Origin of the sequence: Pelagibacterium halotolerans B2 (genome assembly GCF_000230555.1) — a bacterium.
In the GTDB taxonomy this organism is placed as follows: domain Bacteria; phylum Pseudomonadota; class Alphaproteobacteria; order Rhizobiales; family Devosiaceae; genus Pelagibacterium; species Pelagibacterium halotolerans.
Genome location: NC_016078.1, coordinates 3,020,061 through 3,044,091 on the forward strand (window position 1 = coordinate 3,020,061; position 24,031 = coordinate 3,044,091).

Consider the following 24,031-nt stretch of genomic DNA (forward strand, 5'->3'; position numbering starts at 1 on the left):
CGAGCAATCAGTTGCCCTTGGGCTCGAGAATCTGGCGGCCGCGATACATGCCGGACTTCAGATCGACATGGTGCGGACGGCGCAGCTCGCCGCTGTCCTTGTCTTCAACATAAGCTGCGCCCTTGAGCGCATCGGCCGAACGGCGGAACCCGCGCTTCATCGGCGTCGTCTTCCTTTTGGGGACTGCCATTTGACTACTCCATTTTCATGCTGCGCACCCTGCCCAGGCAGTAGAACTCTGCCGCGCCGGCCACGCCAAAACCGTTTTACCCTATCGGGATCGTGGCGCTCTATACAGGAACACCGGGGCCTTGGCTAGTCCGCCGATCACGAAAATCGTATGCGCTCATAGAGCGGGCGCCCCGTCGAAAAGGCAATCGGCGTGCGATGAAAACCGCTGCGCGCGCCCCTCGACGATTCCCGCGACGGCCAGCAGCCCGTTCGTGGGATTTCCGGGGCGCCTCACATGCGGATTGGGCAGCGTCACGGTCATCAGCGCCGCCCGCCGCCATGTAAAGCTCTCAGCACTCGTCCCGAACGCCGCCTGCGCTCCGGCCTCCACCCCGAACTGTCCATCGGGACCCCATTCGGCGATGTTGAGATAGATTTCCATGATCCGCTGTTTGGGCAAAACAAGATCGATGTAAATCGCCAGCGGCACCTCGATCGCCTTGCGTATCGCCGAGCGCGAATTGGTTAGGAACAGGTTCCGCGCCACCTGCATGGTGATGGTGGAAGCCCCCCGTGTCTCCCGTCCGGCCAGAAAATTGTCGATCTCGGCCTGCAGCGCTCCAATATCGACGCCGTGATGGGTGCAGAACTGCCCGTCTTCCGAAAGCACCACCGAAGTCTTGAGCCGGTCGGAAATCTCGTCGAGATCGCGCCATATGCGCGTTACGGGCTGGCCGGTGACATAGCGCCCGATCATCAAGGTCGAAACCGGCGGCACCACCCTATAGAGCGGCACCAGCACCAGCGGAATGGCCACCAGAGCTGCGGCCAGCATCAGCGGGACCGCCACCCAGAATTTCCAGCCACGTTTTTTCCGCCGTCCGGCCACTATCGTCTCGTAGGTTCAATCGCAAATGAGCGCGCTTGTAGAATGGACGGTGAGGCTTTAGCAAATCTTGCCATGACCGAAGATCAATTCGATTCTCAGCTCGCCGATTGCGCCATCGAAACAGAAGCGTTTCTGGCCGCCCATCTTGCAACGCTCGACGCCCCAGAGCGCCTTTTGGCCGCCATGGCCCATGGCGCCCTCGACGGCGGCAAGCGGCTACGCCCCTTTCTCGTGCGCCTTTCCGCCTCGCTGTTCGCCGTACCGCACGAAAAAAGCCTGGCCGTGGGCGCAGCACTCGAAATGATCCATTGCTATTCCCTCGTCCATGACGACCTGCCCGACATGGACAATGACGAACTGCGCCGCGGCAAACCCACGGTCTGGAAAGCCTTCGATCCGGCTCTCGCCATCCTGGCCGGCGACGCGCTGTTAACCGAAGCCTTCGCGCTCTTGTCCGATCCGCGCACCCACCCCGATCCCGCCATCCGCGCCGAACTGGTTCTGACCCTTGCCCATGCCGCCGGACCCGCCGGCATGGTGGGCGGACAGGTCCTCGACATCGAAGGCGAAACAAGTCCACTCGATGAAGACGCGATTTTCGCGATGCAGGCCAAAAAGACCGGCGCCCTGATCCGGGCGGGCGTCGAAATGGGCGCCATTCTGGGCAATGCCTCGCCCGCCCAGCGATCCGGGCTGACCCGCTTCGGCACCGCTGCGGGGCTCGCCTTCCAGATCGCCGACGACATCCTCGACGTCACCGCCACGTCCCACGCTCTGGGCAAGACCGCCGGCAAGGACGTGGTCCAGAACAAGTCCACAATCGTCGCCCGCAAGGGCCTGGACGCCGCCCGTCAGGTCCTCGATGGCGCCGTGGCAAACGGCATCGACGCCCTCCTCCCATTCGGCCCCAGCGCCGATCCCCTGCGTGCCCTGATCCGCCACTTCGCCGCACGGCAAAGCTGAAAGCGGGTCTGGACACGCGACAAAACAAAGACTTAGAGCAATTGAAGCGATTCATAGAAGCGCCGAAATGCTCTAACGCTTCGTCGCCTTGGGCTTGAGGGCCGACGCATGGGCGTAGCTCCTGGCAAACCAGGCGCGCAGCGTATCCGGCTGGGCAAGGAGGGTATAAGGCACAGCGGCATATTCCTTCATGAAATGACCGGGCACGCCCTCGAACGATATCGTCTCGAACGCCTCGAGAAATTCGGCGAGGTCCACCTTCCCAAGGCGCAGTCCAATGACATTGGCCTTGGAGATCGACGCGAACATATTGCCGTTGACCGAGACGTAGGGCATCTGCGCGCCCTTGCGCACAACGCCCGGCACGCCCGCGATCATCGCATCGAATGCGGCCACCACTTCGGGATCGGGTGTATGCTCGGGCTTTGCCATGGCCGGCAGCCTAGCACATCTGGTTTTGGGGCTACCAGCATCCTCCGCAGTTGATGGCCGAGGCTCTACAGCCGCTTTTCCATCGCGATCCCGTAAAGCGGCCGTTGCTCGGGCAACAGATCGCGCTCGCGATACCCTCTCGCCTCGTAAAACCGGCGCGCCGTAATCGTGCTGACAAGATTGGCCACCGGCTCCCCCCGCCCCCGCAACATCTCCTCGAGATGAACCATCATCGCCCCCGATACGCCCATGAACCGGCTCTCGGGATGCACATAATTGAGGACGATCCCGTCCACTTCCCTCAACCCACCGGCACTCGCCATCCGACCCTTGATGAAAGCCACAAATATCATATTGAGCGGATCGTCGATCCACTTCACAAAATGCTCGGCCGTCTTGTTGGAAAGCCAGTGCTCCAACCGTTCGGCATTATTGCCGTGATCGGGCACACAAAGCTCGATAATCGAGCGCCGCAGCAGCGCGGCCGCCTCTTCGGCGTCTCCGGCCAGCGCCGGGCGAATGGAAATCGCGCTCATCGCCGCCCGCCCAGGCGCCTGCCGAGCGCCGATGTCGCAAGACGCGCCCGCTCGATACGCAAGGCAAACCCCTTCTCGTTTTCCATGAACCGCTCAAATCCCAGCTTTTCGTGAAAAGCCAATGACAATGCATTGGTGCGATAGACATGGCTTTCGAGCGTCTCGATACCCTCATCCTCCATGGTCGCCACCATCCGCCGCCCGATTTCAGCCAGAACCGAGGCGTTCCGATGCGCAGGATCGACACTGAACGCACCAACAAACCAGCGCCCGTCCGCTAACGGCCAGAAATAGGTGTGAGCCACATGCCGGCCATCCCGATCGACACAGATCAGTCGGGATTTTTCCAGCGATTCCGTAACTCGCCGTCTGTGGCCCGCAACATCGAACACTTCGCCGGCCTCGGCCGTGTGACCGGTCAAAAGCCGCGCATCGAGAGTTACGATGGCATCGAGATCGGTCTGGCTTATGACGCGCGAACGCAGATACGCCAGCGCTCTGTGGAACACAGCATGCCATTCATCTCCCGGTTTCTTGTCTAGCCTGTGCCAAAAAAATGCGAAATCGTGTCCGCCATCGTCAAGGCAATGATGCGTCCAGCTTTCGGGCAGCCTCTCGCCTTCAAAGCGCAAGAAATGCCAGACTTGCCCTTCAGCGATCAGCGCGCTGGTCCCCAGATCTGCAGCAACCCCCAACCCCTCGACCCCGGCCTCTTCGTAAAGTTCACGTATGGCACCCCCCTGGGGTGCCTCACCCGGATCGAGCGTACCCTTGACCAATTGAACCCCGGCAAGAGGGTGTCGGAAAACCAGTATTTCTCGATTGCCGCCGGAGCCACGAAAAACAGCAGGGCAGACTTTTCGAGCAGCCCTCATTCCGCCGCCGGTTTGGCCCGCCCCGCCCCGAACCGGTTTTCGATGTAATCGGCGACCATACGCTTGAACTGGTCGGCCACGTCGGGGCCCTTGAGAGTCGTCACCTTCTGGCCCTCGACAAACACTGGCGCCGATGGCGTTTCCCCGGTACCCGGCAGTGAAATGCCGATGTCGGCGTGTTTGGACTCCCCCGGACCATTGACGATGCACCCCATCACCGCAACGCTCATCGCCTCGACTCCAGGATATTTCTCGCGCCATTCGGGCATCGAAGTTGAAAGATGATCCTGAATCTCCTTGGCCAGCGTCTGGAACGTCGTCGATGTCGTCCGCCCGCAGCCCGGACACGCGGCGACAACCGGCACGAACTGCCGGAACCCCATGGTCTGGAGCAGTTCCTGGGCAACCTTGACTTCCAGCGTCCGGTCGCCGCCAGGTTCGGGGGTCAGCGAAATGCGGATCGTATCGCCGATCCCCTGCTGGAGCAGAATGCCCAGCGCCGCCGAGGACGCAACGATCCCTTTCGATCCCATCCCTGCTTCGGTCAGTCCAAGATGCAGCGCGTAATCGCAGCGCGCCGCCAACTCCTCATAGACCGAAATCAATTGCTGGACGTCCGACACCTTGGTCGACAGGATGATCCTGTCGCGCCCCATGCCCAGTTCTTCGGCCCGTTCGGCCGACAGGATCGCCGAGCGGATGATCGCTTCGCGCTGCACATGCGCCGCACTCCAGGGCTCGGCCCGGCCAGCGTTTTCGTCCATCAGGACGGTCAGCAATTCCTGATCGAGCGACCCCCAGTTGACCCCGATTCGCACCGGCTTTTCATACCGGTTGGCGATTTCGATCATCTGGGAAAACTGTTTGTCGCGCTTGTCCTTGAACCCCACATTGCCCGGATTGATCCGGTACTTGGCCAGGGCCTCGGCGCAGGCGGGGTGGTCGGACAACAGCTTGTGCCCGATATAGTGGAAATCGCCCACCAGCGGCACGTTGACGCCGCGCACCATCAACCGGTCGCGGATATGAGGCACGGCGGCGGCGGCCTCGTCGCGGTCCACGGTGATACGGACAATCTCCGAGCCGGCCCGGGCCAGCGCCGCCACCTGGCGGACCGTGGAATCGATATCGGCGGTGTCGGTATTGGTCATCGACTGGACGACGATGGGATTGCCGCCCCCGACCATCACTCCGCCGACATCGACCCCGACCGTAGATTTGCGCTGCGCTGGACCTGCCATGACCCGTACTCTTTGTTCTCGCCGAACACATAAGCCTTCACAAAGACCAGCGCAATGTTACGTCCGTGCGACCAAGAGTGCTTCCAAGAGATCAAGAGTGCTTCCAGGATAAGTGGGCGCCACTTATCCCGCTCGAAAGCGCGACCGCAAAGACTGCGCGCAAATGAAGCGATTTAGAGCGCGTCCAGCAAAAGTGGAAACGGTTTTGCGGTTCGGACGCGCGACGAAACAACAACTTAGAGGATTTTCGCGATTCGAAGAAAAGCGGAAATGCTCTAAGAAGCGTTGAAATGCTCCAGCGGCCTTGAAAGACGGTCGCCGATGCCCATCTAAAATTCATGATAAAGAACCTTGCTTCCCTCCTGCTGCCTCGCTTCCTGCGGTTTCGCAAGGAAGCATTCCTGCTCTGGAAGGCCTTCTGGTCGCCGGGCACGCCGCTTTATCTCAAGTTCGCGACCGTTGCCGCCGCGGCCTATCTGGTATGGCCAGTCGATCTTATCGCCGATTTTATCCCGGTATTGGGCTGGGTCGACGACATCATCCTGGTGCCGCTGCTCGTCAGTTGGATCGTTTCGCGCCTGCCCGTTACCGCACCGGTACGCACCCAGCGTGACGGGCCAATCATCGACGGAACGGCGCGCCGGATGTGAAAGGAACTGTCGCCGGGAACCATTTGCCGCTCACAAAAGTTTTATAGCCCATAATGGTCACTGTGAGGGAATTTGAAAAATGGGCCTTTCGACAATTCTGATTATCATTTTGATTTTGCTTTTGATCGGCGCCCTGCCCACTTGGGGATATTCACGCGCCTGGGGCTATGGCCCAACGGGCATTCTTGGCGTCATTCTGGTTGTCGTCCTCATCCTCATGCTGATGGGCACGATCTAGCTCTTTGGCGGCCCGCGCATCCTTTCCGGCGCGGGCCGTCCCTCCCCGGGTCCTCCCGGACTTTATGATTGATCTCCTCCCCCTTGCCTCGGACGGCCCGGATTTTCCGCGCCGTCCTTTTTCATGGCCGGAGGCGTGGCCCGATAAGCCGGCGACTATTCGATCCGGACCAGCAAATCCTTGGCATCGATCTGGTCGCCGGGCTTGACCAGGACTTCAGCCACCGTCCCGTCCGCCTCGGCGTGCAGGGCAGTTTCCATCTTCATCGCCTCGATCGAGAGCAGCACGTCGCCCGCCTGAACTCTCTGGCCCGCCTGAACGGCCAGCGAGGAAATGACCCCCGGCATGGGCGCGCCGACCTGCTTGGCATCGCCGGCGGCAGCCTTGGGCCGGGCAACGATGTCGCCGGCCTTGAGCCGATCGGGAACCGCAACGGCGCGCGGCTGACCGTTAAGGTCGAAAAACACCCGCACCATGCCCTTTTCATTGGTTTCCGATTGCCCGAGGAACTGGACCACCATGGTCTTGCCCTTTTCCAGATCGACGAGGATCTCGTCGGCCGGATTGAGCCCGTAAAAATAGACAGGGGTCGGCAGCACTTCGGTCGGGCCGTAAAGGTCCTGCGCCTTGGCGAACTCGGCAAAAACCTTCGGATACATCAGATACGAGGCGAGCCGGAAATCGTCGATTTCCATGCCAGAGGCCTCCTCGGCCTTCTTGCGCTCCGCTTCGAGATCGGCCGGCGCGAGACCCTTGCCGGGCCGCTCGGTCAGAGCCTTTTTGCCCTTCAGAACCTTCTTTTGCAGCGCTTCGGGGAATCCTCCGGTCGGCTGGCCCAGATCGCCGGCAAAGAACCCGATCACTGAATCAGGGAAGGACACGTCCTTATCGGGATTTTCGACGTCGGCACGCTTCAAACCGGAAGACACCATGGCCAGCGCCATATCGCCAACAACCTTCGAGCTTGGCGTCACCTTGACGATATCGCCAAACATCTGATTGACGTCGGCATAGGTCTGGGCAACCTCGTGCCAGCGCGTTTCCAGCCCCATCGAACGGGCCTGTTCCTTGAGATTGGTAAACTGCCCCCCGGGCATTTCGTGCAGATAGACCTCGGAGGCACCGCCCTTCAGGTCACTCTCAAAGGCGCGATACTGGGTGCGCACCGCTTCCCAGTAAAACGAGATTTCCCTTATCGCCTTGGGCGAAAGCTGCGAATCGCGCTCGGTTCCTTCCAGCGCTGCCACAAGCGACCCCAACGTGGGCTGGCTTGTGGTGCCCGAAAACGAATCCATCGCAGCATCCACGGCATCGACACCTGCCTCGCAGGCCGCCAAAACCGTCGCCGCCGAAGCCCCCGACGTATCGTGCGTGTGGAAATGGATCGGCAGCCCGATTTCTTCTTTGAGCGTCGCGAACAGCTTTTTGGCCGCCGGCGCCTTCATCACCCCGGCCATGTCCTTGATGCCCAGCACATGCGCGCCCGCAGCTTCGAGTTCCTTGGCCAGCCCCACGTAATATTTGAGGTCGTATTTGGCCCGCTCGGGGTCGAGCATGTCACCGGTGTAGCAGACAACGCCCTCGCAAACCTTGCCGCTCTCGATCACCGCATCCATGGCCACCCGCATGTTCTCGACCCAGTTCAGGCAATCGAACACCCGGAAAATATCGATCCCGCCCTCGGCGGCCTTTTTGACGAAGAACTGCACGACATTGTCGGGATAATTGGTGTAGCCCACACCATTCGCCCCACGCAGCAGCATCTGGGTCAAAATGTTGGGCGCACCCTCGCGGATCTTTTTCAGCCGCTCCCAGGGGTCTTCGTTCAAAAACCGCATGGAAACGTCAAACGTCGCCCCGCCCCAGCATTCGAGCGAGAACAGGTCCGGCAGACCGCGGCTATAGGCCTTGGCGATCTTTTCCATGTCGAACGTGCGCATGCGCGTGGCCAGAAGGCTCTGGTGCCCGTCGCGCATGGTCGTGTCGGTGAACAGCACCCGGCTTTGCGCCTTCATCCAGTCGGCCAGCCCCTTGGCGCCGTCGCGCTCCAGGATCTGCCGGCTGCCCTCAACGACGGAAAGCGGTGGATATTCCGGGATCACCGGCGCCGCCGCATTGGCCGGCGGCTTTGGCCGGTCACGCACCTCGGGGTGACCGTTGACCGTCACATCGGCGATATAGGTCAAAAGCTTGGTCGCCCGGTCCTTGCGCTTTTCGATGTCGAACAGTTCAGGCGTCGTGTCGATGAACCGAGTCGTATAGGTGTTGTCGCGGAATTTGGGGTGCGAAATGATGTTTTCGAGGAACGCCAGATTGGTCGAAACCCCGCGAATGCGGAATTCGCGCAGGGCCCGGTCCATCCGCGCAATCGCTTCTTCGGGCGTCGGCGCCCAGCAGGTCACCTTTTCCAAGAGCGGGTCGTAGAACCGCGTGATGATCGCGCCCGAATAGGCCGTCCCGCCATCGAGCCGCACCCCGAACCCGGTCGCCCCGCGATAAGCGGTGATCCGGCCGTAATCGGGGATGAAGTTTTCTTCGGGGTCCTCGGTCGTTACCCGGCATTGCAGCGCATGGCCGTGCAAGACGATGTCTTTTTGCTCAGGCACCCCCGATTGCGGCGTCCCGATCACGGCCCCGTCCATCACCTTGATCTGCGCCTTGACAATATCGATGCCGGTGACCTCTTCGGTCACCGTATGCTCGACCTGGATGCGCGGATTGACCTCGATGAAATAAAAGTCATCGGTCTCTGCATCCATCAGGAACTCGACGGTCCCCGCGCAGCGGTAATTGGCTTCATTGCCCAGTTTCAGCGCCGCATCGGTCAGCGCCTTGCGGGTGTCTTCAGAGAGATATGGTGCCGGCGCGCGCTCCACCACCTTCTGGTTGCGCCGCTGCACCGAACAGTCGCGCTCGAACAGATGCACGAGATTGCCATGATCGTCGCCGAGCAATTGCACCTCGACGTGGCGCGCCTTTTCGACGAGCTTTTCGAGATACATCTCGTCCTTGCCGAACGCCGCCTTGGCCTCGCGCTTGCCTTCCGAGACCTCCGACCGCAACTGCTTGGGATCGGTGATGCGCCGCATGCCCCGCCCGCCACCGCCCCAGCTTGCCTTGAGCATCAGGGGATAGCCGATCGCATCGGCCATTTTGGCCACTTCATCGAGATCGTCGGGCAAAGGGTCTGTGGCCGGCACCACGGGCACGCCCGCCTTTATCGCCATGTTGCGCGCCGCGACCTTGTTGCCCAGATCGCGCATGGTCTGCGCTTTCGGCCCGATAAAGATGATCCCCGCATCTTCGCAGGCATCGGCAAATTCGGGACTTTCCGACAACAGCCCGTAACCGGGATGGATCGCATCGGCACCCGAAATCCGGGCGACGCGGATATATTCCTCGATCTGCAGATAGGCTTCCACCGGCCCCTTGCCCTGCCCGATCAGATAGGCCTCGTCCGCCTTGAACCGGTGCAGCGCCAGCTTGTCCTCCTCGGCAAACACCGCAACCGTTTTCAGCCCCAGTTCATTGGCGGCCCGGAACACCCGGATCGCAATTTCTGAGCGGTTCGCAACGAGAATCTTCTTGATGGCCATGGACCGGGAATCCCCCTGTAAAACGTGGCTGCTTGCGCTTCAGGGAGCGCCGCAGATCATGTTGCCGTCATAGATCCGGCCGATACGCCGCCGGTGGAAAGATTATGGAAAGGAAAGCCTCTCTCGACCGGCGGGTCAGGAGATCGGCTTGTCCAGATGTGCGGCCAGATGGCTCATGTCATAGCCGGCCCTGGCCGCGGAATCGATGATTTCATCCGATGAGTCGGTGCCCGCCTGGCTCAGCGCCCACAGCGTCGTCGAGCGCGTGCCCGAACGGCAGAAGGCAAAAACCGGTCCTTGGCTTTCTTCAAGCGCAGCCCGGGTGGCAGCCACCATGTCCGGGGTCACACCCTCGCGGCCCATGGGGATTTCATAATAACCAAGGCCCGCGGCCTTTGCGGCGGCCGCGATTTCTGCACCGGCCGGCTGGTCCGGTGCTTCGCCGTCGGGACGGTTGTTGATGATCGAGACAAAGCCCGCCTGTTTGATCGTCTCGATATCGGACGGCAGAATCTGCCCCGAAACGCTCACGCGGTCATTTATCTTCCTGATATCCAAAAGCCGATCTCCCTGACGCGGAAAAGTTCCCACCACTCACCGCTCTTATAGCCATCAAGGCCATCGGTGCGCAACAGAGCCCGTCAGGTTCAGGCTGCCTCGATCGTCTCGTCTTGCGCGCCAACCTCATCACCAAGCGGCCGCGGTCGGCCCAAAAGGAACCCCTGAAACCCCGTACAGCCAAGATCGGCCAGCGCCGCGTGCTGCTCGCGCGTTTCCACACCCTCGGCAATCACCTCGATCCCCAACCCTTTGGCAATCTTGCAGATCGATTCGACGATCATCGAATCCACTGGTCGCGAGGTGATCTCTGCGACATAGGCCCTGTCGATCTTGAGGATATCAAACGAGAGATCGCGCAGATAACCAAGGCTGGCATGGCCCGCTCCGAAATCGTCAACAGCGATGCGCACGCCCAGCGCCCGCAGAAATTCCAGATTCTTGCGCTCGGCCGAATTCTTGTGCAGTGGCGCCGTCTCGGTGATCTCGACGATGAACCGCTCGCCCATGAGCCCTGCCGCAGCAATCTCCTCTGCGAAGCGCGCCGCATAATCGGGATGGCGCAATTCGGCGGCCGAAACATTGATCGCCACCACTTTTGTAGGAAGCCGACCCACGTCGGCGCACACCCGCCGCAGCACCCATTGCCCCAGCTTGGCGATAAGATCGGACTGCTCGGCAATCGGAACGAATGCGCCGGGTGAAATCATCCCACGCACCGAATGGCGCCAGCGCACCAGCGCCTCGACGGAACGTTGCCGACCGTCCCGGTCGAATACCGGCTGATAATGAACCTCGAGCTCGTCCATCAGGATCGCCGCCCGCAACTCCCGCTCGATGAAACGCTGATAGCGCTCCTCGCTCAGCAATTCGCGCTCAAAGGCGATTACCCGCCCGCGACCGCCATTCTTGCCCTTGTAGAGCGCAAGGTCGGCCTTCGAAATCAGCGTATCGGCATCCCCTGCGTCATCGGGCGCCGTGGCGATGCCCATCGTGGCCGAAAGCCGCACATCGCGCCCCGCCAACGGTTCCGGGCGGTCCAGCGCTTCGAGCACCCGGTCCCCCAGACGCTTGAGCGCTGCCTTGGAGCTGACCCCGGCGAGTGCGACGGCAAACTCGTCCCCGCCCAGCCGGCCGATCAACGCCCCCGGTACCAGTTCATCGAGCGTGCGCACCAGCCGTACCAGCGCCTGATCGCCGGCGCCGTGACCCGTTCCGTCATTGATGGCCTTGAGATGATCCATATCGATCTGGATATAAGCCACCGGCATCCGGTCGGCGGCACGTACCATTTCGCGCAGCCGGTCGAGAAAATACTTGCGGGTAAACGCACCCGTCAGGGCATCCCGATTGAGCGAGGCCAGCAGGTCCCGCCGGCGCGCTTCGGCAAGGATCAGTGCCCGGCGCAACGAAAAATAGCCCCATATGATGATTGCGAGCAGCGCCATGCCGGCAAGCGCGATCACTCCAAGCGCCACGCCCGCATGCTGAAGGCCCAACCATCCGGCAACCAGCGCTTCAAGCGCCGCAAAGACCACAACACAGCCGGCCGCGCCCGCAACAAGAGCGGTTCCGCGATAGATGGCAACAATATTGGTGAGGGAAAGTTCTGTACGCATCAAAGCCAGGTCCGATCATCTAACCGAACCCTATAGAAGCGGTTTTAACGCCAGGTGAATGGCCCGCAATATATTTCAACGAAATCAATGTGTTATAATGACAACGCGCATACAGAGCGCCCGTGCTTCGATTGTCCTGCCGTTTCGTAACAGCTTTGCGACATCGCTCGAAAACCCGTTCACGATAGTTAGCGGACTGTTAGTCGGGCAGGTGGTCTCCGGCCGGGTCGGCCGCACCCACCCAGTCTTGCCAGACGTCGCGGCCGGTGATGAGGAAATTCTGCGCCACCGCTTCTGCACTGGCTTCGTTCTCGGCCTGCCAGGCCAAAAGCCTGTTCATTTCATCGAGCGGCATGGAAGCGCGCGCGAAATAATCGGCGATATCGGGCGTATCGGAGAACACCCATTCGGCAACCGCGATCACCACGGTGTCGGGCGCAAACCCCGACCCGCCAAACGGCACGCAATCGCGTATCGCCATGCATTGCGCGTTGCCCTGGTCGAACCCGCCCATATCGAGCGGCACGAGGTCGAGCCGATCGATCAACGCATTGGGCTGCCAGTAATAGGTCAGGATGGGCTGCCGCTGGCTGACCGCCTCGGTAATCGCGCCGTCCATGGCGAACCTGTCGAGCGGCTCGACCACATCGAAGCGCTCATCGAGCCCCCGACCTGCCGCCATGTTGCGGTTGATGATCGCACAGGCCCACTCGACGGGACACGAATAAAGCTCCGCCCTTGTTTCTCCAGGCGGAACGAACACCTGCCAATGGTCTATGATGTCGTCGGCCGTCGCAAGGCCGCTGTTGTTCTCGATCACATAGGACGGCACGAACCAGGCTTCCAGCGCCCCACCGGCAAAGGTGGGGGCTGCGGCCCGGGCGCTCGACGCCTGCATCGCCCCGTTCCACACCTCGGGCTGCCGCGACACCCAGAGTTCGGGCGCCACCGCCGGTTGCTGTGTCGTCGCCATGGAAGCGAGCGTTGCTTCGGGCTCGCCCGGCACCAGCCGCACTGCACATTGATACTCGGCCCGCAGCAGGGTTGCATGGATGTTGGCGAGAATGGCCGCCGACGGCCAGCCCATCTCGGCAATGGCAATTTCGCCGGTGCCGCAAACCGGCTGCGGGGTAGCCTCCGATGCTGACGCGGTTGAAGGCGCCTCGGCTGCTCCGCGTCCCCCGCCCGTATTGTCGAGCACCTGGATTTGCGCCTGCGCGATGGCTGGCGAAATGCTCAGCGCCGCCGCAAGGACAAGAGCCATCTTCACGCGCATCGGCAACCCGGCCTCCATCGATGAGGGAAGACCATAACTGGCAAAAGCCCGCCCGTTAAGCAACTGTAGCCTCACGAAAATTCGTGCCAAAACCTGATGACTCCATAAACGCAACTGTGCAATGGTATCGTCTGGAGCAGGTCCAGCGAGTGGACCTTTTTCCAGTTGGGCTGTCCGGACCGAAAAGATCGCACTGGGATTTTGACCACCATGCGGCACGGGAGGGGCATGGCACGACCAAACTCTTGAGGGATATCATGCGTCATATCAAAAAATCTCTGACCCTTGCGGTCGCTGCAAGTGTTCTTTCGATGGCGGCGCCCGCCGTCGCACAGGACGTCACGATCGGCTTCATGGGCGGCTTCACCGGCCCCATCGAAAGCCTTGCGCCCCCCATCTTCGCCGGCGCCGAACTGGCCGTTGCCCAGGTCAACGAACAGGGCGGCATTCTCGATGGCGGCACATTCGCAATCGTTTCGGCCGACGGCGCCTGCGATGCGACCGCGGCGGCCAACGCCACCGACCGCCTGGTCAACACCGATCAGGTCACGGCGATCGTTGGCGGCCTTTGCACAGGTGAAACCATCGGCGGCGCCAATTCCGCTGCCATTCCCGGCGGTGTCGTCATGATCTCGCCCGCTTCCACAGCGCCGGCCCTGACCACGCTCGAAGACGACGATCTGGTGTTCCGCACGACACCTTCCGATGCTTTCCAGGGCCAGAAGCTCGCGGAGCTGCTACTGTCCAAGGACATCACCGAAATTGCGCTGACCTATGTCAATAACGACTACGGTTCGGGTTTCGCCGATGCCGTCGCATCGGCCTATGAAGCCGGCGGCGGAACGATCGCGGCCAACCTCGCTCATGAGGACGGCAAGGCCGACTATCGCGCCGAACTGGGCAATTTGGCCTCCTCGGGTGCCGAAACTCTCGTCATCCTCGCCTATGCCAATTCCTCGGGTCAGACCATCCTGCGTCAGGCGCTGGAATCGGGCAATTTCCTCACCTTCGTCGGTGGTGACGGCATGGTGGGCGACGATCTGTTCACCGGCGTCGATGCCGGCAGCGTCGAAGGCATGATCGCCACCCGCGCCGGTGCGTTCGAAGGCGAAAGCGCCACCGTTTACAACGATCTGGCCACCGCCGCCGGGCTCACCCCCAATGACGTTTACGCTCCGCAATCCTATGACGCGGCCTTCCTCCTGGCGCTTGCCATCGAGAAAAACGGCTCTGCCGACCGCGAGGGCCTTTCGGCCGCGCTGCGTGAAGTCTCTTCGGCTCCGGGCGAAACCATCCTTCCGGGCGAATGGGAAAAGGCCAAGGAACTCATCGCGGCCGGTACCGATATCGACTACCAGGGCGCCGGTGGCGATCTGGACTTTGACGATGCCGGCGACGTTGACGGCGTGATCGTCGAAATGACCGTCGAGGGCGGCTCGTTCGTCGAAGTCGGCGTCATCGAATAAGTCGACTGCGATTTCAATACGAAAAGCCCGGGAGCGATCCCGGGCTTTTTTCTTTTTGCCTCTCCCTTTGGAGGAGAGAGCCTGTCCCCGGCTTGAACCGGGGTCGGACCGCAGGTCCGGGTGAGGGGGCCTTACGTATGTTCCGCCTGGAACCCTTCTAGGCTGAATCGACATTCATCTCATCCATATCATTGCTGCGGCGAGATGTAAGAAGCTGAGGAAGTTCGCGGCTCTGCGGTCGAAGCGTGTGGCTATTCTGCGATAGTGTTTGAGCTTGTTGAAGCAGCGTTCGACGGTGTTTCGGACCTTGTATGCTTGGAAGTCATAGAGGATCGGGCGTTTGCGGGTTGGATTGCAGGGGATCACCGGCTCGGCGCCCATGTCCTTGATGAGCGCTCGGATCGCATCAGAGTCATAGGCCTTGTCGGCAAGCACCCGCAAAGGCTTCAGGCCGTCCAGCAAGGCGGGCGCGATCGGGGCATCGCCACGCTGACCCGGTGTCAGGATCAGTCGCAGCGGGCGGCCCAAGGCATCGACGGCGAGGTGTATCTTGGTCGTCAGACCACCTCGGGATCGCCCCAGAGCCTGGTCCCCCCTTTTGCGCCTTTGCCCGTCGCGGCTTGCTGATGCGCGCGTACCAGGCTGGAATCGAGTGAGATATACGCATTGTCCGGCTCCTTGATGAGCTGTTCGAAGATGCGTTCCCACACGCCAGCCTGCGCCCAACGGCTGAAGCGCTTGTGAACTGTTTTCCAATTGCCATAGCGCTCCGGCAGGTCATGCCAGTGCGCTCCCGACCGAAGGACCCACAAAACACCGTTTACGAAAAGCTGGTTATCCGCACCGCTGCGCCCCGGATCACCGACTTTGCCCGGCAACAAGGGTTCAATCCTACGCCACTGCGGCGCGCTGAGCTCATAGCGTTTGGCCATCCATCGGACTCCAGATCGGTGAAACTGGCCTCCTATGAATCACACAAACCCCACCATTGTGAATCCTGAATGTCGATTCAGCCTAGAGCGTGTCCAGCAAAAGTGGAAACGGTTTTGCGGTTCGGACGCGCGACGAAACAACAACTTAGAGGATTTTCGCGATTCGAAGAAAAGCGGAAATGCTCTAGTCTCGACGTTTGATATACTCGGGCAACAGCCCTTTGGGCGCAAACCGCAGGGCAATGGTCACAACCAGCCCCAGCACGAAAATCCGCATCTGCACGGCACGGGTTTCAATATCGGGGATAGCGCCCCAACCCATCGACGACGACCAATTGCTCAGCGTGCCGAACAGGCCCGTCGCCAACTGCTCGGACAGCATCCACACGATATAGATGAACAGCCCGCCAAACAGCGCCCCGAAATTGTTGCCCGCCCCGCCCACGATCAGCATCACCCAGATGATGAAGGTGTGGTTGATCGGCTGGTAGCTCGAGGGATCGTAAATACCTACGAACGAAACGAGGATGGCCCCGCCAATCCCCATGAGAACCGAACCGAAGACGAAGATTTCGAGCTGGCGACCGGTCACGTCCTTGCCCATCGAGGCTGCCGAGATGTGATTGTCGCGGATGGCCCGCATCATGCGCCCCCACGGACCCTGATAGGCCCTGTGGATCAAGAATAGCGCCACGATGACGATCAGCACCACAAGCGCCAGGAACCCGCCGCGCGCATAAACGAAACTGTCTGTGATCGAAGCGCCCTGCGCCTGATAATATTGCGGATTGGGCACCGGCCAGGGAATGGGCGAAACCGTCAGCGTGCCGCGTGTCAGCCATTCCATGTTGCGGATCACCGCGCGCAGGATTTCGGCGATCCCGATGGTGGCAATCGCCAGATAATCGGCCCGCAGCCCAAGGCTGACCTTGCCGACGAGAAAGCCGATCAGCCCGGCCAGAACGCCCCCGAAGGCCCAGCCAAGGATGACCGGCAACCCAAGCCCACCAACCCAGCCGGCCGTGGACGTAATATAATTGGCAGCCGGGTCCATCTGCGTGCGAAAGATCACATAGGCAGCGAACCAGGCGACAACGATCACCGCCCCGCGCCATTTCCCCGTGATCCCGAACCGCTGTACCCGATGGGCCAAAAAGATCAGCACCGCGCCGATGGCTGCTGCAATCGCCGTGCGCCCGAGCAGCATCGGCCCCTCGGACTCCCAGAACGCCATATTGACTGGAAACGAAATGAAGGTGACGGCAAATCCGCCCACCATGAGCATGCCCAGAATGCCGAAATTGAACAGCCCGCCAAAGCCCCACTGGATATTGAGCCCCATGGCAATCAGCGCAAAGGCGAAGGCCTCCACCATCAGCCGCACTGTGAACGGAGCGCCCATCATGACGCCCACGAAAACGATCAGCGCAAATAGCGCCGCAAACAGCCCGATATAGCGCACGGTCATGTGGAGGCTCCCTTAAAGATTCCCGTGGGCCGCACAAGAAGCACGACGACAAGGATCACGAAGGCAACGGTGAGTTTATATTCGGACTGCACAAGCGTCAGCGAATTGGGGATTTCAAACCAGAGCACGTCGCGGAACGGGCGCAGCAGCACCGACCAGTTGAACACTGCCAGTGTTTCGGCAAAGCCAAGGACGAAACCGCCGGCAATCGCCCCATAGGCATGGCCCAATCCGCCGAGGATGGCGGCGGCAAATATCGGCAACACGATATTGAACGCCAGATCGGGTTTGAGCGTCACGTCCAGCGCCAGCATGGTGCCCGCAAGGCACGCCAGCGCACCCGCGATCACCCATGTCACCCGAACGACGAGCTTGGTGTTGATACCCGACACTTTCGCCAGATCGGGATTGTCGGCCATGGCCCGCATCCCCTTGCCCAGCCGCGAGCGGGTGAGAAAGTAATGGAGCGCGATCACCGCAACGGCAGTCGAAGCCACCAGCCAGACCTGCGGCTCGGTAAAGGTAATCGGTCGCGTCACGCCCTCGAAAGGCAATTCGAGCCGGAAAATCTGCTTGGGCTCTGTATCGAAGAACGAACGCGTCTCGACCCCGAAAAACAACCGGATCAACCCCTGGATCATCATGGTGACCCCGATCGAGGCGATCAGCAATGTCACAGGCTTTGCCCCCCGCGCCCGAAGCGGCGCATAAAACCCCTTGTCGATCCCCAGTGCCAGCCCCGCCGCCAGCACCATGGCCAAGGGCACGACCAGCACTCCGGTCGGAATGGGCGTCACGATCCCCATCGCCGCCAAAACACCGGCCAGAACGAACGTGATGAACGCCCCCATGGTCATCATGTCGCCATGAGCGAAATGGGCAAACCGCAGAATGCCGAAGATCAGCGTCACGCCGACAGCGCCAAGCGCATAGATCGAACCGAGGACAACGCCCCCGATCATCGCCTGATTGAAGAAAAAGATCAGATCGTTCATGTTCTTTCACCAGCCCTCGGGCTACCCCCCAAGAAAGCTCTTGGCCACATCCGGATCGTCGAGCAGTTCTTGCCCGGTTCCGGTGAACCTGTTCTGCCCACTGGTCAGAACGAACCCTTTGGTTGCGAACGCCAGCGCCTGGCGCGCGTTCTGCTCGACCATAAGGATGCCCACGCCCGCGGCGTTGATCTTGACCACCTGTTCGAAGATTTCCATCATGTAGCGTGGCGAAAGCCCGGCCGAAGGTTCATCGAGCATCAGCAGTTTCGGCCGGCTCATCAGCGCACGGCCCATGGCCACCATCTGGCGCTGCCCGCCCGACAATTCGCCCGCCGGCTGGCGGCGCTTGGCCTTTAAATCCGGAAACATCTCATAGACCATATCGAGACTTTCGGTGATGTCGTCGCGCCGAACGAATGCGCCCATCTCGAAATTCTCGTGCACCGACATCGCGGTAAAGACGTTGTGCTCCTGAGGCACGAACGAGAGCCCCATCGGCACCAGCCGGTCGGCCTCGAAATTGGTCACGTCCTGCCCATCGAACGTCACGGTTCCCGCGGTCACCGTCAAAAGCCCGAAGATCGCTTTCAGCGTCGTCGATTTGCCCGCCCCGTTCGGGCCTACGATCACCCCGATATCGGAAGCATCGATTGCCATGTTGACGCCATTCAAAATCGGCGTGCCGCCATAACCGGCCACGATGTCCTTAAGGTCGATAAGGCTCATCGCACGGCCTCCACCGGCCCGCCGAAATAGGCCTCGACGATCATCGGGTTGGCCCGCAGCTCTTCCATATTGCCCTTGGCGATCACCTCGCCCTGCGCCATCACGATCACCGGGTCGCACAGCCGCGCGATCAGATCCATGTCGTGCTCGATGACAAAGAAGGTGTAGCCCAGCTCTTTGTTCATGCGCTCGATATTGGCGGCAAGATCGTTGAGCAGGGTCTTGTTGACCCCCGCCGCCACCTCGTCGAGCAGCACGATCTTGGCATCCACCATCATGGTGCGGCCCAGTTCGAGCAGCTTTTTCTGCCCGCCCGAAAGATTGCCCGCCAGCTCGTTCTTGACGTGCCCGAGCTTGAGGAAATCGATGACATCGAGCGCCTTGCTCCGCACCTCGGCCTCGCGCGCCGCAGCTTTGCCCGGCTTGAACCACAGGGTCGAAAGGCTCTCGCCCGGCTGATCGCCCGGCACCATCATAAGGTTTTCCAGCGCCGTCATCTGGGAAAATTCGTGCGCGATCTGGAAGGTGCGCAGCATACCCAGCTTGAACAGCTCATGGGGCTTGAGCCCGGTTATGTCTTGCCCGTCAAAGATGATCTGCCCGCTGGTTGGGGCAAAATTGCCGGCCACCATGTTGAACAGGGTGGACTTGCCCGCCCCGTTCGGCCCGATCAGCCCGGTGATCGATCCGCGCTCGACTTCGAGCGAACAATTGGAAACAGCTTGAAGTCCGCCAAACCGTTTGGAAACGGAACGCACTTCGATTACCGCGTCAAACGCCACGCCTGTGCTCAGCCCCTAAAATCTGGTTGGACCAAAAGGTCAAAAAAGCCCCGGAATTGCGGCATCTGCTCACAACAGCGCCCTTCGGTCAACTCAAAGCGCTTTGAGCACCGCTTCGGCTGTGGACTTGTTGTAAGCCACCGGGATGTCATAGAGCGTCGCGAGCCGTGTCAGCGCCTTGACATCGACATCGTGCGGCAGCGCGCTCATGGGATCGATAAAAAAGATCAGCGCATCCAGCCGCCCCTCGGCGATCATCGCCCCGATCTGGGCATCCCCGCCCAGCGGGCCGCTTTTGAGCGCCAGCACCGCAAGTCCGGTTTCCTGCGCCACACGTCCGCCCGTCGTTCCGGTCCCCACCAGCGTGAACCCGCTCAGCCGGTCTTTGTGCGCACGCGCGAAGGCGACCATGTCGTCCTTCTTTTCGTCATGGGCCACCAGCCCGATGGTCTTTGTGGTCATGGCTCTTGCCGCCCTCACCCGTTTCGTCCTTCAACCACGCGATGGCCGCCTTGCCAAGCCCGGCAAGAAAAAGGACGCCCCGATGGACGCCCCTGCAAACGCAGATACCGCGATCGCTCAGCTCAGCGCGCCGATAACCGCCTCAATGCGTTTTTTCATCGTTCCGGCATCGTAGGGCTTGATGATGTAGTTGTTCACCCCGCTCTCGATAGCCTCCTTGACCTGCTCTTTGTCGGAGCGGCCCGTCGCCATGATGAAGGGCATCCCTTGCGTGCGCGGGTGCTTGCGGATCACCTTGAGCAGCGTCAACCCGTCGACATCGTCCATATTCCAGTCCGAAATGATCAGGTCGACACTTGTCTTTTCGAGCTTGGTGAGCGCATCGCGGCCCGATTTGGCCTCGACGATATCCTTGAACCCGAGCTGAGTGAGGATGTATTTGCAGATGCCCCGCATCGATTGCTGGTCATCGACGATGAGAACGCTGACTGCGCTGGCCTTTGGCATGGATTCTCCGCCTTAATACCCGGTCTTCTTCCGGAATGATCAGCCTTTGAAACTAGGCGACAACCGTTACAATAATCTCAATACAAAGCCTCAAGCTGCGGCCTTGAGCTTCATGAGAGCGCTGACCAGCCGCCCGGCGATCTTTTCCACCGGAGCTTCCTCGGTCACCGCGCCCATCTCGAACGCCACCTTGGGCATGCCATAGATCAGCGCGGATCCTTGGGATTGTCCGATGGTGAACGCGCCAGCTTCGCGCATGGCCTTTAGGCCCGCGGCCCCATCGCGCCCCATGCCGGTCAGGATCGCCCCGACTGCCATGGAGCCCACCACCTTGGCCACTGAACTGAAAAGCACGTCCACGCTCGGTCGATGGCCAGAGGTTTGTTCATCCTGGGTCACCCGGCATTTGAGCTGGCCCGACGTCTTTTCCACCCGCAGATGGAAATCCCCGGGCGCGACATAGGCCGTGCCCCGCTCGAGCACCATCCGGTCAGCGGCCTCGATCACCCGCACCGGCACAAGCTCGTTGAGCCGGGCGGAAAAGCGCGCAGTGAACCCCTTTGGCATGTGTTGGGCAATGACGATAGGTGGACAATCGGCGGGGATCGATGAGAGCACCTGCCGGATGGCCTCGACGCCACCTGTCGACGCGCCAATCGCGATCAGTGCCCCCTGAGGCGCCGCCGCCGTCTTGAGCGGCAGGTCCGGTGCCTGGGCGCGATGGGCCCGAGCCTGCACGTCCGATTGCGCCGCAAAGCGCACCTTCTCACGCAAGGTCGCACCGAACGCTTCGAGCCCGCCCGCCATCTCGGTGCCGGGCTTGGCGACGAAATCGACAGCACCCAGCTCCAGCGCCAGCATGGTTTCGGACGCACCTTTCGTGGTTAGCGTGGAAACCATCACCACCGGCAGGGGCCGCAGCCGCATGATCTTTTGCAGAAAGGCCAGGCCGTTCATGTTGGGCATTTCAATATCGAGCGTCACGACATCGGGATTGAGTGCCTTGATCTTGTCGCGCGCATCGAGCGGATCATGCGCCGTGCCCACCACGGTGATATCGCCCTCCTGCGCCAGCGTTTTGGAAAGCACGTCCCGAATGAGCGCCGAATCGTCGACGACGAGGACCCTGATATTGCTCATGCTGCATCCTTTGCATCGGCATTTGCCTTGCGTTGATAGACAGTCTTGCCGACCAGTCTGAAACCCTTGGAAACGGCCTGCAGGTTTTCCGAATGGCCGATATATAAGAACCCGTCGGGAGCCAGAACCTGTCCGAGCCGGTCAAACAGCGTCCCTTGCGTCGGCTTGTCGAAATAGATCGCCACGTTCCGGCAGAAGATCGCGTCGAACGGACCGCTGATCGGCCAGGCTTCGATGAGATTGAGCAGCTTGAAAGTGACAAGCTCCCGCGCCGCGTTCGGGATGAGGATGTCCCCTGTTGCCGTCTTTTCAAACAATCCGGCCCGTTGCGCGGAGAGCCCATTGAGCTCGCTCGCCGGATAGATGCCTCGCGCCGCCTTGTTCACGACGTTGGAATCGATATCGGTGGCAAGAATGCGGAAATCCCAGCGCTTGAGTTCGGGAAACGCGGCCAGAAGGCTCAACGCGATCGTATAGGGCTCCTGCCCGGTCGAGCATCCCGCCGACCAGATCCGCAAGCGCGGCCTGGCGCCCTTGCCCACGCGTTGCGGCTTGGCGATCAGTCCCGCCACATAGCTCGTGAGATGATCGAAATGATGATCCTCGCGGAAGAACCGCGTCAGGTTCGTGGTCAGCGCATTGACGAAATTCTGATCATCCTCGGGCCGGCCCTGCGTCTCGAGAAAGTCGATATAGGCATCGAACCCGGACAGCGAGAGCCCGCGTACGATCTTGGACAGGCGAGAAACCACCAGTGTGCGCTTGGCGTCGGAAAGCGAAATGCCCGCTACGCGATAGACGCGCTCGCGGATTCGCGAAAATTCTCTTTCGCTGAGTGGAAATTCACCATTGTCCATACAAGTTCCGACTCCCCGATGCCGGTCTTCGCCCATCGAAACTAGGCTCTGCCGACTGATTGCCCCACCGGCTGCGCATCGAGCGCCTCGGCCTGTTGTTTTGCCCGATCCCCGATCAGATCGACATCGGAGCGCGCCGCCACAAGCGCTTCTTCCCCGCTTGCAAGACTGGTTCCGATCATTGCCGTCTCCTCACTTAAATTCAGTAAATGAGCGGTAACGGTACTCATGGTCTCGGCCAACACCTGCGCCCCTTGCGCTCCGGCATCGGCTTCTCCCAGCCCGGTCTTGACCAATGCCCTTATGTCCTTGGAGGTCTTGGCGCTGGCTTGAGCCAGTTCGCGCACTTCGCTGGCCACCACGGCAAACCCTGCGCCCTTTTCCCCGGCCCGCGCCGCTTCCACGGCAGCGTTCAGCGCCAAAAGATTGGTGCGGAACGCCACTTCCTCGATCCCCGCCACCAGCTTGTCGATCTTACCCACCAGCCCGGTTACCGCCGCAACGCGCTCGCTTGTTTCTTCGGCCGAAGCCCTGGCCTTCTCAAAATTCGCGCTCAGCCCCCTCGCACCCTCGGCTGTGCGTCCGGCCAGTGAGCGCCCGGCATCGATCTCCCCACGCGCCGTTTCCATATGATGGCGCGCATTGTCCGCCGACCGTGTCAGGGTCTGTGCCGCCTCACGGCAGATTTCAACGAGCGCTCCCACCTTCTCGAGCCGTTCGCGGGCCCGCCGATGCATGTCGAGCGCTGTTTCGCGTTCGGCATCGATGCCCTCGATCTGCCGCGCCAGCCCGGTGATCCGCGCCGCCAGGCCGTCATTGGCCCCGCCATCGTCAATCGGGGAGCCTTGCGCCAGAGCATCGAGGCGAGCCGCCGCCGCATCGAGCGTTGCCAGCCCTGCATTGACCAGCTCCAATTCGGGCACGTCCTCGACGAGGTCGGCGGCGATTCGATAGCCCGTGCGCCCCCCCGCCAGCGCCTGCCCGATCTCGTCGAGCACCGTCGCGGGAACCACGCGCCCCGGTCGGTCGAGCTCGATCAGCCAGCGATCCGGCGCCAGCGGGCTGGCGGTTGCGATATGGCGTTGCCCCGAAAGCGCCACCGCATGGCTTGTCGGTGTTTCCTCCAGCTCAACGGCTATGCCCAGCAGGGCGACCGCTGTATCGGTTTCGGCGCATTCAGGCGCCAGCGCCGTCAGTCCCGCGCTCATCTTGACAATAATGCCCTGTCCATCGACCAGCATGGCCGGACGCGCCAGCGTTTCAAAGGCCGTGCAATAGGTCATGGCGCGTTCCAGCCGCAGGCACAGATTGGCGGTGATGGCCCGCATATGCTCGATTTCGCGGCTCTTGCCGATCGGCCCGCTCCCCACCGCCTCGCCCAGCGCCGACAGCACACGGCGCTGCGCCCGGTCGGCAAGGATTGCGACCGCAAAACTGACGGCAATCGCCGCCGCCCAGACCCCGCCAACCGCCAGCGGCCACCACGAAAGGGACGAAAAATTGACGGCAACAAACAGGCAGACCGCCAGGGTCGCCGACCAGAGCGCCAACAGTGCGGTAACAAGGCGGGTTCGAGCCAATGGATTGCCGACAATAAGAAAGCGTCGCGCCACCCTAAAAGCCTATGGTTAACGCTTTGTGAGCAAGACCGC

24 protein-coding genes are annotated in these 24,031 nt (G+C 61.2%); 4 read left to right on the forward strand and 20 right to left on the reverse strand.

Going from position 1 to position 24,031, the window contains the following annotated elements; all coding sequences use genetic code 11:
• Nucleotides 1-7: 7 nt before the first annotated feature.
• Both rpmF and KKY_RS14805 read right to left on the reverse strand, forming a co-directional pair.
• Nucleotides 8-190 (reverse strand): 50S ribosomal protein L32, encoded by a 183-nt coding sequence (gene rpmF, locus KKY_RS14800; protein WP_041528804.1) that lies wholly within the window; start codon nt 188-190, stop codon nt 8-10.
• A gap of 156 nt (nt 191-346) precedes the next feature.
• On the reverse strand, nt 347-1,006 hold the full coding sequence (locus KKY_RS14805) for a transglycosylase domain-containing protein (protein ID WP_041528805.1): 660 nt from the start codon (nt 1,004-1,006) through the stop codon (nt 347-349).
• 126 nt (nt 1,007-1,132) lie between these two features.
• Here KKY_RS14805 and KKY_RS14810 point away from each other — a divergent pair, with 126 nt between their 5' ends.
• Entirely contained in the window at nt 1,133-2,023 is an 891-nt protein-coding gene (locus KKY_RS14810) for a polyprenyl synthetase family protein (protein ID WP_139305160.1), read from the forward strand.
• 72 nt (nt 2,024-2,095) lie between these two features.
• Here the strand turns inward: KKY_RS14810 and KKY_RS14815 are convergent, their stop codons facing one another.
• The 4 genes from KKY_RS14815 to ispG all read right to left on the reverse strand — a co-directional run bounded on the left by KKY_RS14815 (nt 2,096) and on the right by ispG (nt 5,107).
• Nucleotides 2,096-2,455, reverse strand: a complete 360-nt coding sequence (locus tag KKY_RS14815) for a hypothetical protein (protein WP_014132189.1) — start codon at nt 2,453-2,455, stop codon at nt 2,096-2,098.
• A gap of 65 nt (nt 2,456-2,520) precedes the next feature.
• Nucleotides 2,521-2,991, reverse strand: coding sequence for a GNAT family N-acetyltransferase (locus KKY_RS14820; RefSeq protein WP_014132190.1), 471 nt, complete (start codon nt 2,989-2,991; stop codon nt 2,521-2,523).
• Nucleotides 2,988-3,866, reverse strand: a complete 879-nt coding sequence (locus KKY_RS20100) for a GNAT family N-acetyltransferase (RefSeq protein ID WP_083824123.1) — start codon at nt 3,864-3,866, stop codon at nt 2,988-2,990. The genes KKY_RS14820 and KKY_RS20100 overlap by 4 nt, the downstream gene beginning before the upstream one ends.
• Nucleotides 3,863-5,107: a flavodoxin-dependent (E)-4-hydroxy-3-methylbut-2-enyl-diphosphate synthase gene (ispG, locus tag KKY_RS14835; protein WP_014132192.1), complete on the reverse strand. Its 1,245-nt coding sequence runs from the start codon at nt 5,105-5,107 to the stop codon at nt 3,863-3,865. Before ispG ends, KKY_RS20100 begins: the two co-directional genes overlap by 4 nt.
• 338 nt (nt 5,108-5,445) lie before the next feature.
• On the opposite strand from ispG, the gene KKY_RS14840 reads away from it, so the two are divergent.
• Both KKY_RS14840 and KKY_RS20105 read left to right on the forward strand, forming a co-directional pair.
• Complete coding sequence (locus KKY_RS14840; RefSeq protein ID WP_014132193.1) at nt 5,446-5,757, forward strand: YkvA family protein; 312 nt, start codon at nt 5,446-5,448, stop codon at nt 5,755-5,757.
• A gap of 79 nt (nt 5,758-5,836) precedes the next feature.
• Nucleotides 5,837-5,995, forward strand: a complete 159-nt coding sequence (locus tag KKY_RS20105) for a DUF3309 family protein (protein ID WP_014132194.1) — start codon at nt 5,837-5,839, stop codon at nt 5,993-5,995.
• 155 nt (nt 5,996-6,150) lie between these two features.
• Here the strand turns inward: KKY_RS20105 and pyc are convergent, their stop codons facing one another.
• The 4 genes from pyc to KKY_RS14865 form a co-directional block, all read right to left on the reverse strand.
• Nucleotides 6,151-9,591 carry a pyruvate carboxylase gene (pyc, locus tag KKY_RS14850; RefSeq protein WP_014132195.1) on the reverse strand — a complete coding sequence of 1,147 codons (3,441 nt, stop codon included), beginning with the start codon at nt 9,589-9,591 and terminating at the stop codon, nt 6,151-6,153.
• A 135-nt stretch (nt 9,592-9,726) separates the two neighbouring features.
• On the reverse strand, nt 9,727-10,149 hold the full coding sequence (locus KKY_RS14855; protein ID WP_014132196.1) for a protein tyrosine phosphatase family protein: 423 nt from the start codon (nt 10,147-10,149) through the stop codon (nt 9,727-9,729).
• 89 nt (nt 10,150-10,238) lie between these two features.
• Complete coding sequence (locus KKY_RS14860) at nt 10,239-11,768, reverse strand: putative bifunctional diguanylate cyclase/phosphodiesterase (protein WP_014132197.1); 1,530 nt, start codon at nt 11,766-11,768, stop codon at nt 10,239-10,241.
• A 199-nt stretch (nt 11,769-11,967) separates the two neighbouring features.
• A complete protein-coding gene (locus KKY_RS14865) occupies nt 11,968-13,044 on the reverse strand; it encodes a glycine betaine ABC transporter substrate-binding protein (RefSeq protein ID WP_014132198.1) in 1,077 nt (358 codons plus the stop codon).
• A gap of 257 nt (nt 13,045-13,301) precedes the next feature.
• Here KKY_RS14865 and KKY_RS14870 point away from each other — a divergent pair, with 257 nt between their 5' ends.
• Nucleotides 13,302-14,510 carry an ABC transporter substrate-binding protein gene (locus KKY_RS14870; protein ID WP_014132199.1) on the forward strand — a complete coding sequence of 403 codons (1,209 nt, stop codon included), beginning with the start codon at nt 13,302-13,304 and terminating at the stop codon, nt 14,508-14,510.
• A gap of 174 nt (nt 14,511-14,684) precedes the next feature.
• Here the strand turns inward: KKY_RS14870 and KKY_RS20110 are convergent.
• From KKY_RS20110 to KKY_RS20970, 10 genes are all read right to left on the reverse strand, one after another.
• Nucleotides 14,685-15,442 (reverse strand): IS5 family transposase gene (locus KKY_RS20110; protein WP_420850710.1). Its coding sequence is split into 2 segments (ribosomal slippage): nt 14,685-15,098 and nt 15,101-15,442, totalling 756 coding nucleotides; the frame shifts between segments, so codons are not numbered across the junction.
• A 184-nt stretch (nt 15,443-15,626) separates the two neighbouring features.
• Nucleotides 15,627-16,910 (reverse strand): branched-chain amino acid ABC transporter permease, encoded by a 1,284-nt coding sequence (locus KKY_RS14885; protein ID WP_014132202.1) that lies wholly within the window; start codon nt 16,908-16,910, stop codon nt 15,627-15,629.
• On the reverse strand, nt 16,907-17,905 hold the full coding sequence (locus KKY_RS14890; RefSeq protein ID WP_014132203.1) for a branched-chain amino acid ABC transporter permease: 999 nt from the start codon (nt 17,903-17,905) through the stop codon (nt 16,907-16,909). Before KKY_RS14890 ends, KKY_RS14885 begins: the two co-directional genes overlap by 4 nt.
• A 21-nt stretch (nt 17,906-17,926) precedes the next feature.
• Nucleotides 17,927-18,631: an ABC transporter ATP-binding protein gene (locus tag KKY_RS14895; RefSeq protein WP_014132204.1), complete on the reverse strand. Its 705-nt coding sequence runs from the start codon at nt 18,629-18,631 to the stop codon at nt 17,927-17,929.
• Nucleotides 18,628-19,413 carry an ABC transporter ATP-binding protein gene (locus tag KKY_RS14900; RefSeq protein ID WP_014132205.1) on the reverse strand — a complete coding sequence of 262 codons (786 nt, stop codon included), beginning with the start codon at nt 19,411-19,413 and terminating at the stop codon, nt 18,628-18,630. The genes KKY_RS14895 and KKY_RS14900 overlap by 4 nt, the downstream gene beginning before the upstream one ends.
• A 93-nt stretch (nt 19,414-19,506) precedes the next feature.
• Entirely contained in the window at nt 19,507-19,875 is a 369-nt protein-coding gene (locus KKY_RS14905) for a methylglyoxal synthase (RefSeq protein ID WP_014132206.1), read from the reverse strand.
• Between the two features lie 117 nt (nt 19,876-19,992).
• A complete protein-coding gene (locus KKY_RS14910) occupies nt 19,993-20,382 on the reverse strand; it encodes a response regulator (protein WP_014132207.1) in 390 nt (129 codons plus the stop codon).
• 90 nt (nt 20,383-20,472) lie between these two features.
• Entirely contained in the window at nt 20,473-21,522 is a 1,050-nt protein-coding gene (locus KKY_RS14915; protein ID WP_014132208.1) for a protein-glutamate methylesterase/protein-glutamine glutaminase, read from the reverse strand.
• Entirely contained in the window at nt 21,519-22,379 is an 861-nt protein-coding gene (locus KKY_RS14920) for a CheR family methyltransferase (protein ID WP_014132209.1), read from the reverse strand. The genes KKY_RS14915 and KKY_RS14920 overlap by 4 nt, the downstream gene beginning before the upstream one ends.
• A gap of 41 nt (nt 22,380-22,420) precedes the next feature.
• Complete coding sequence (locus KKY_RS20970; RefSeq protein WP_014132210.1) at nt 22,421-23,992, reverse strand: methyl-accepting chemotaxis protein; 1,572 nt, start codon at nt 23,990-23,992, stop codon at nt 22,421-22,423.
• Between the last annotated feature and the right edge of the window lie 39 nt (nt 23,993-24,031).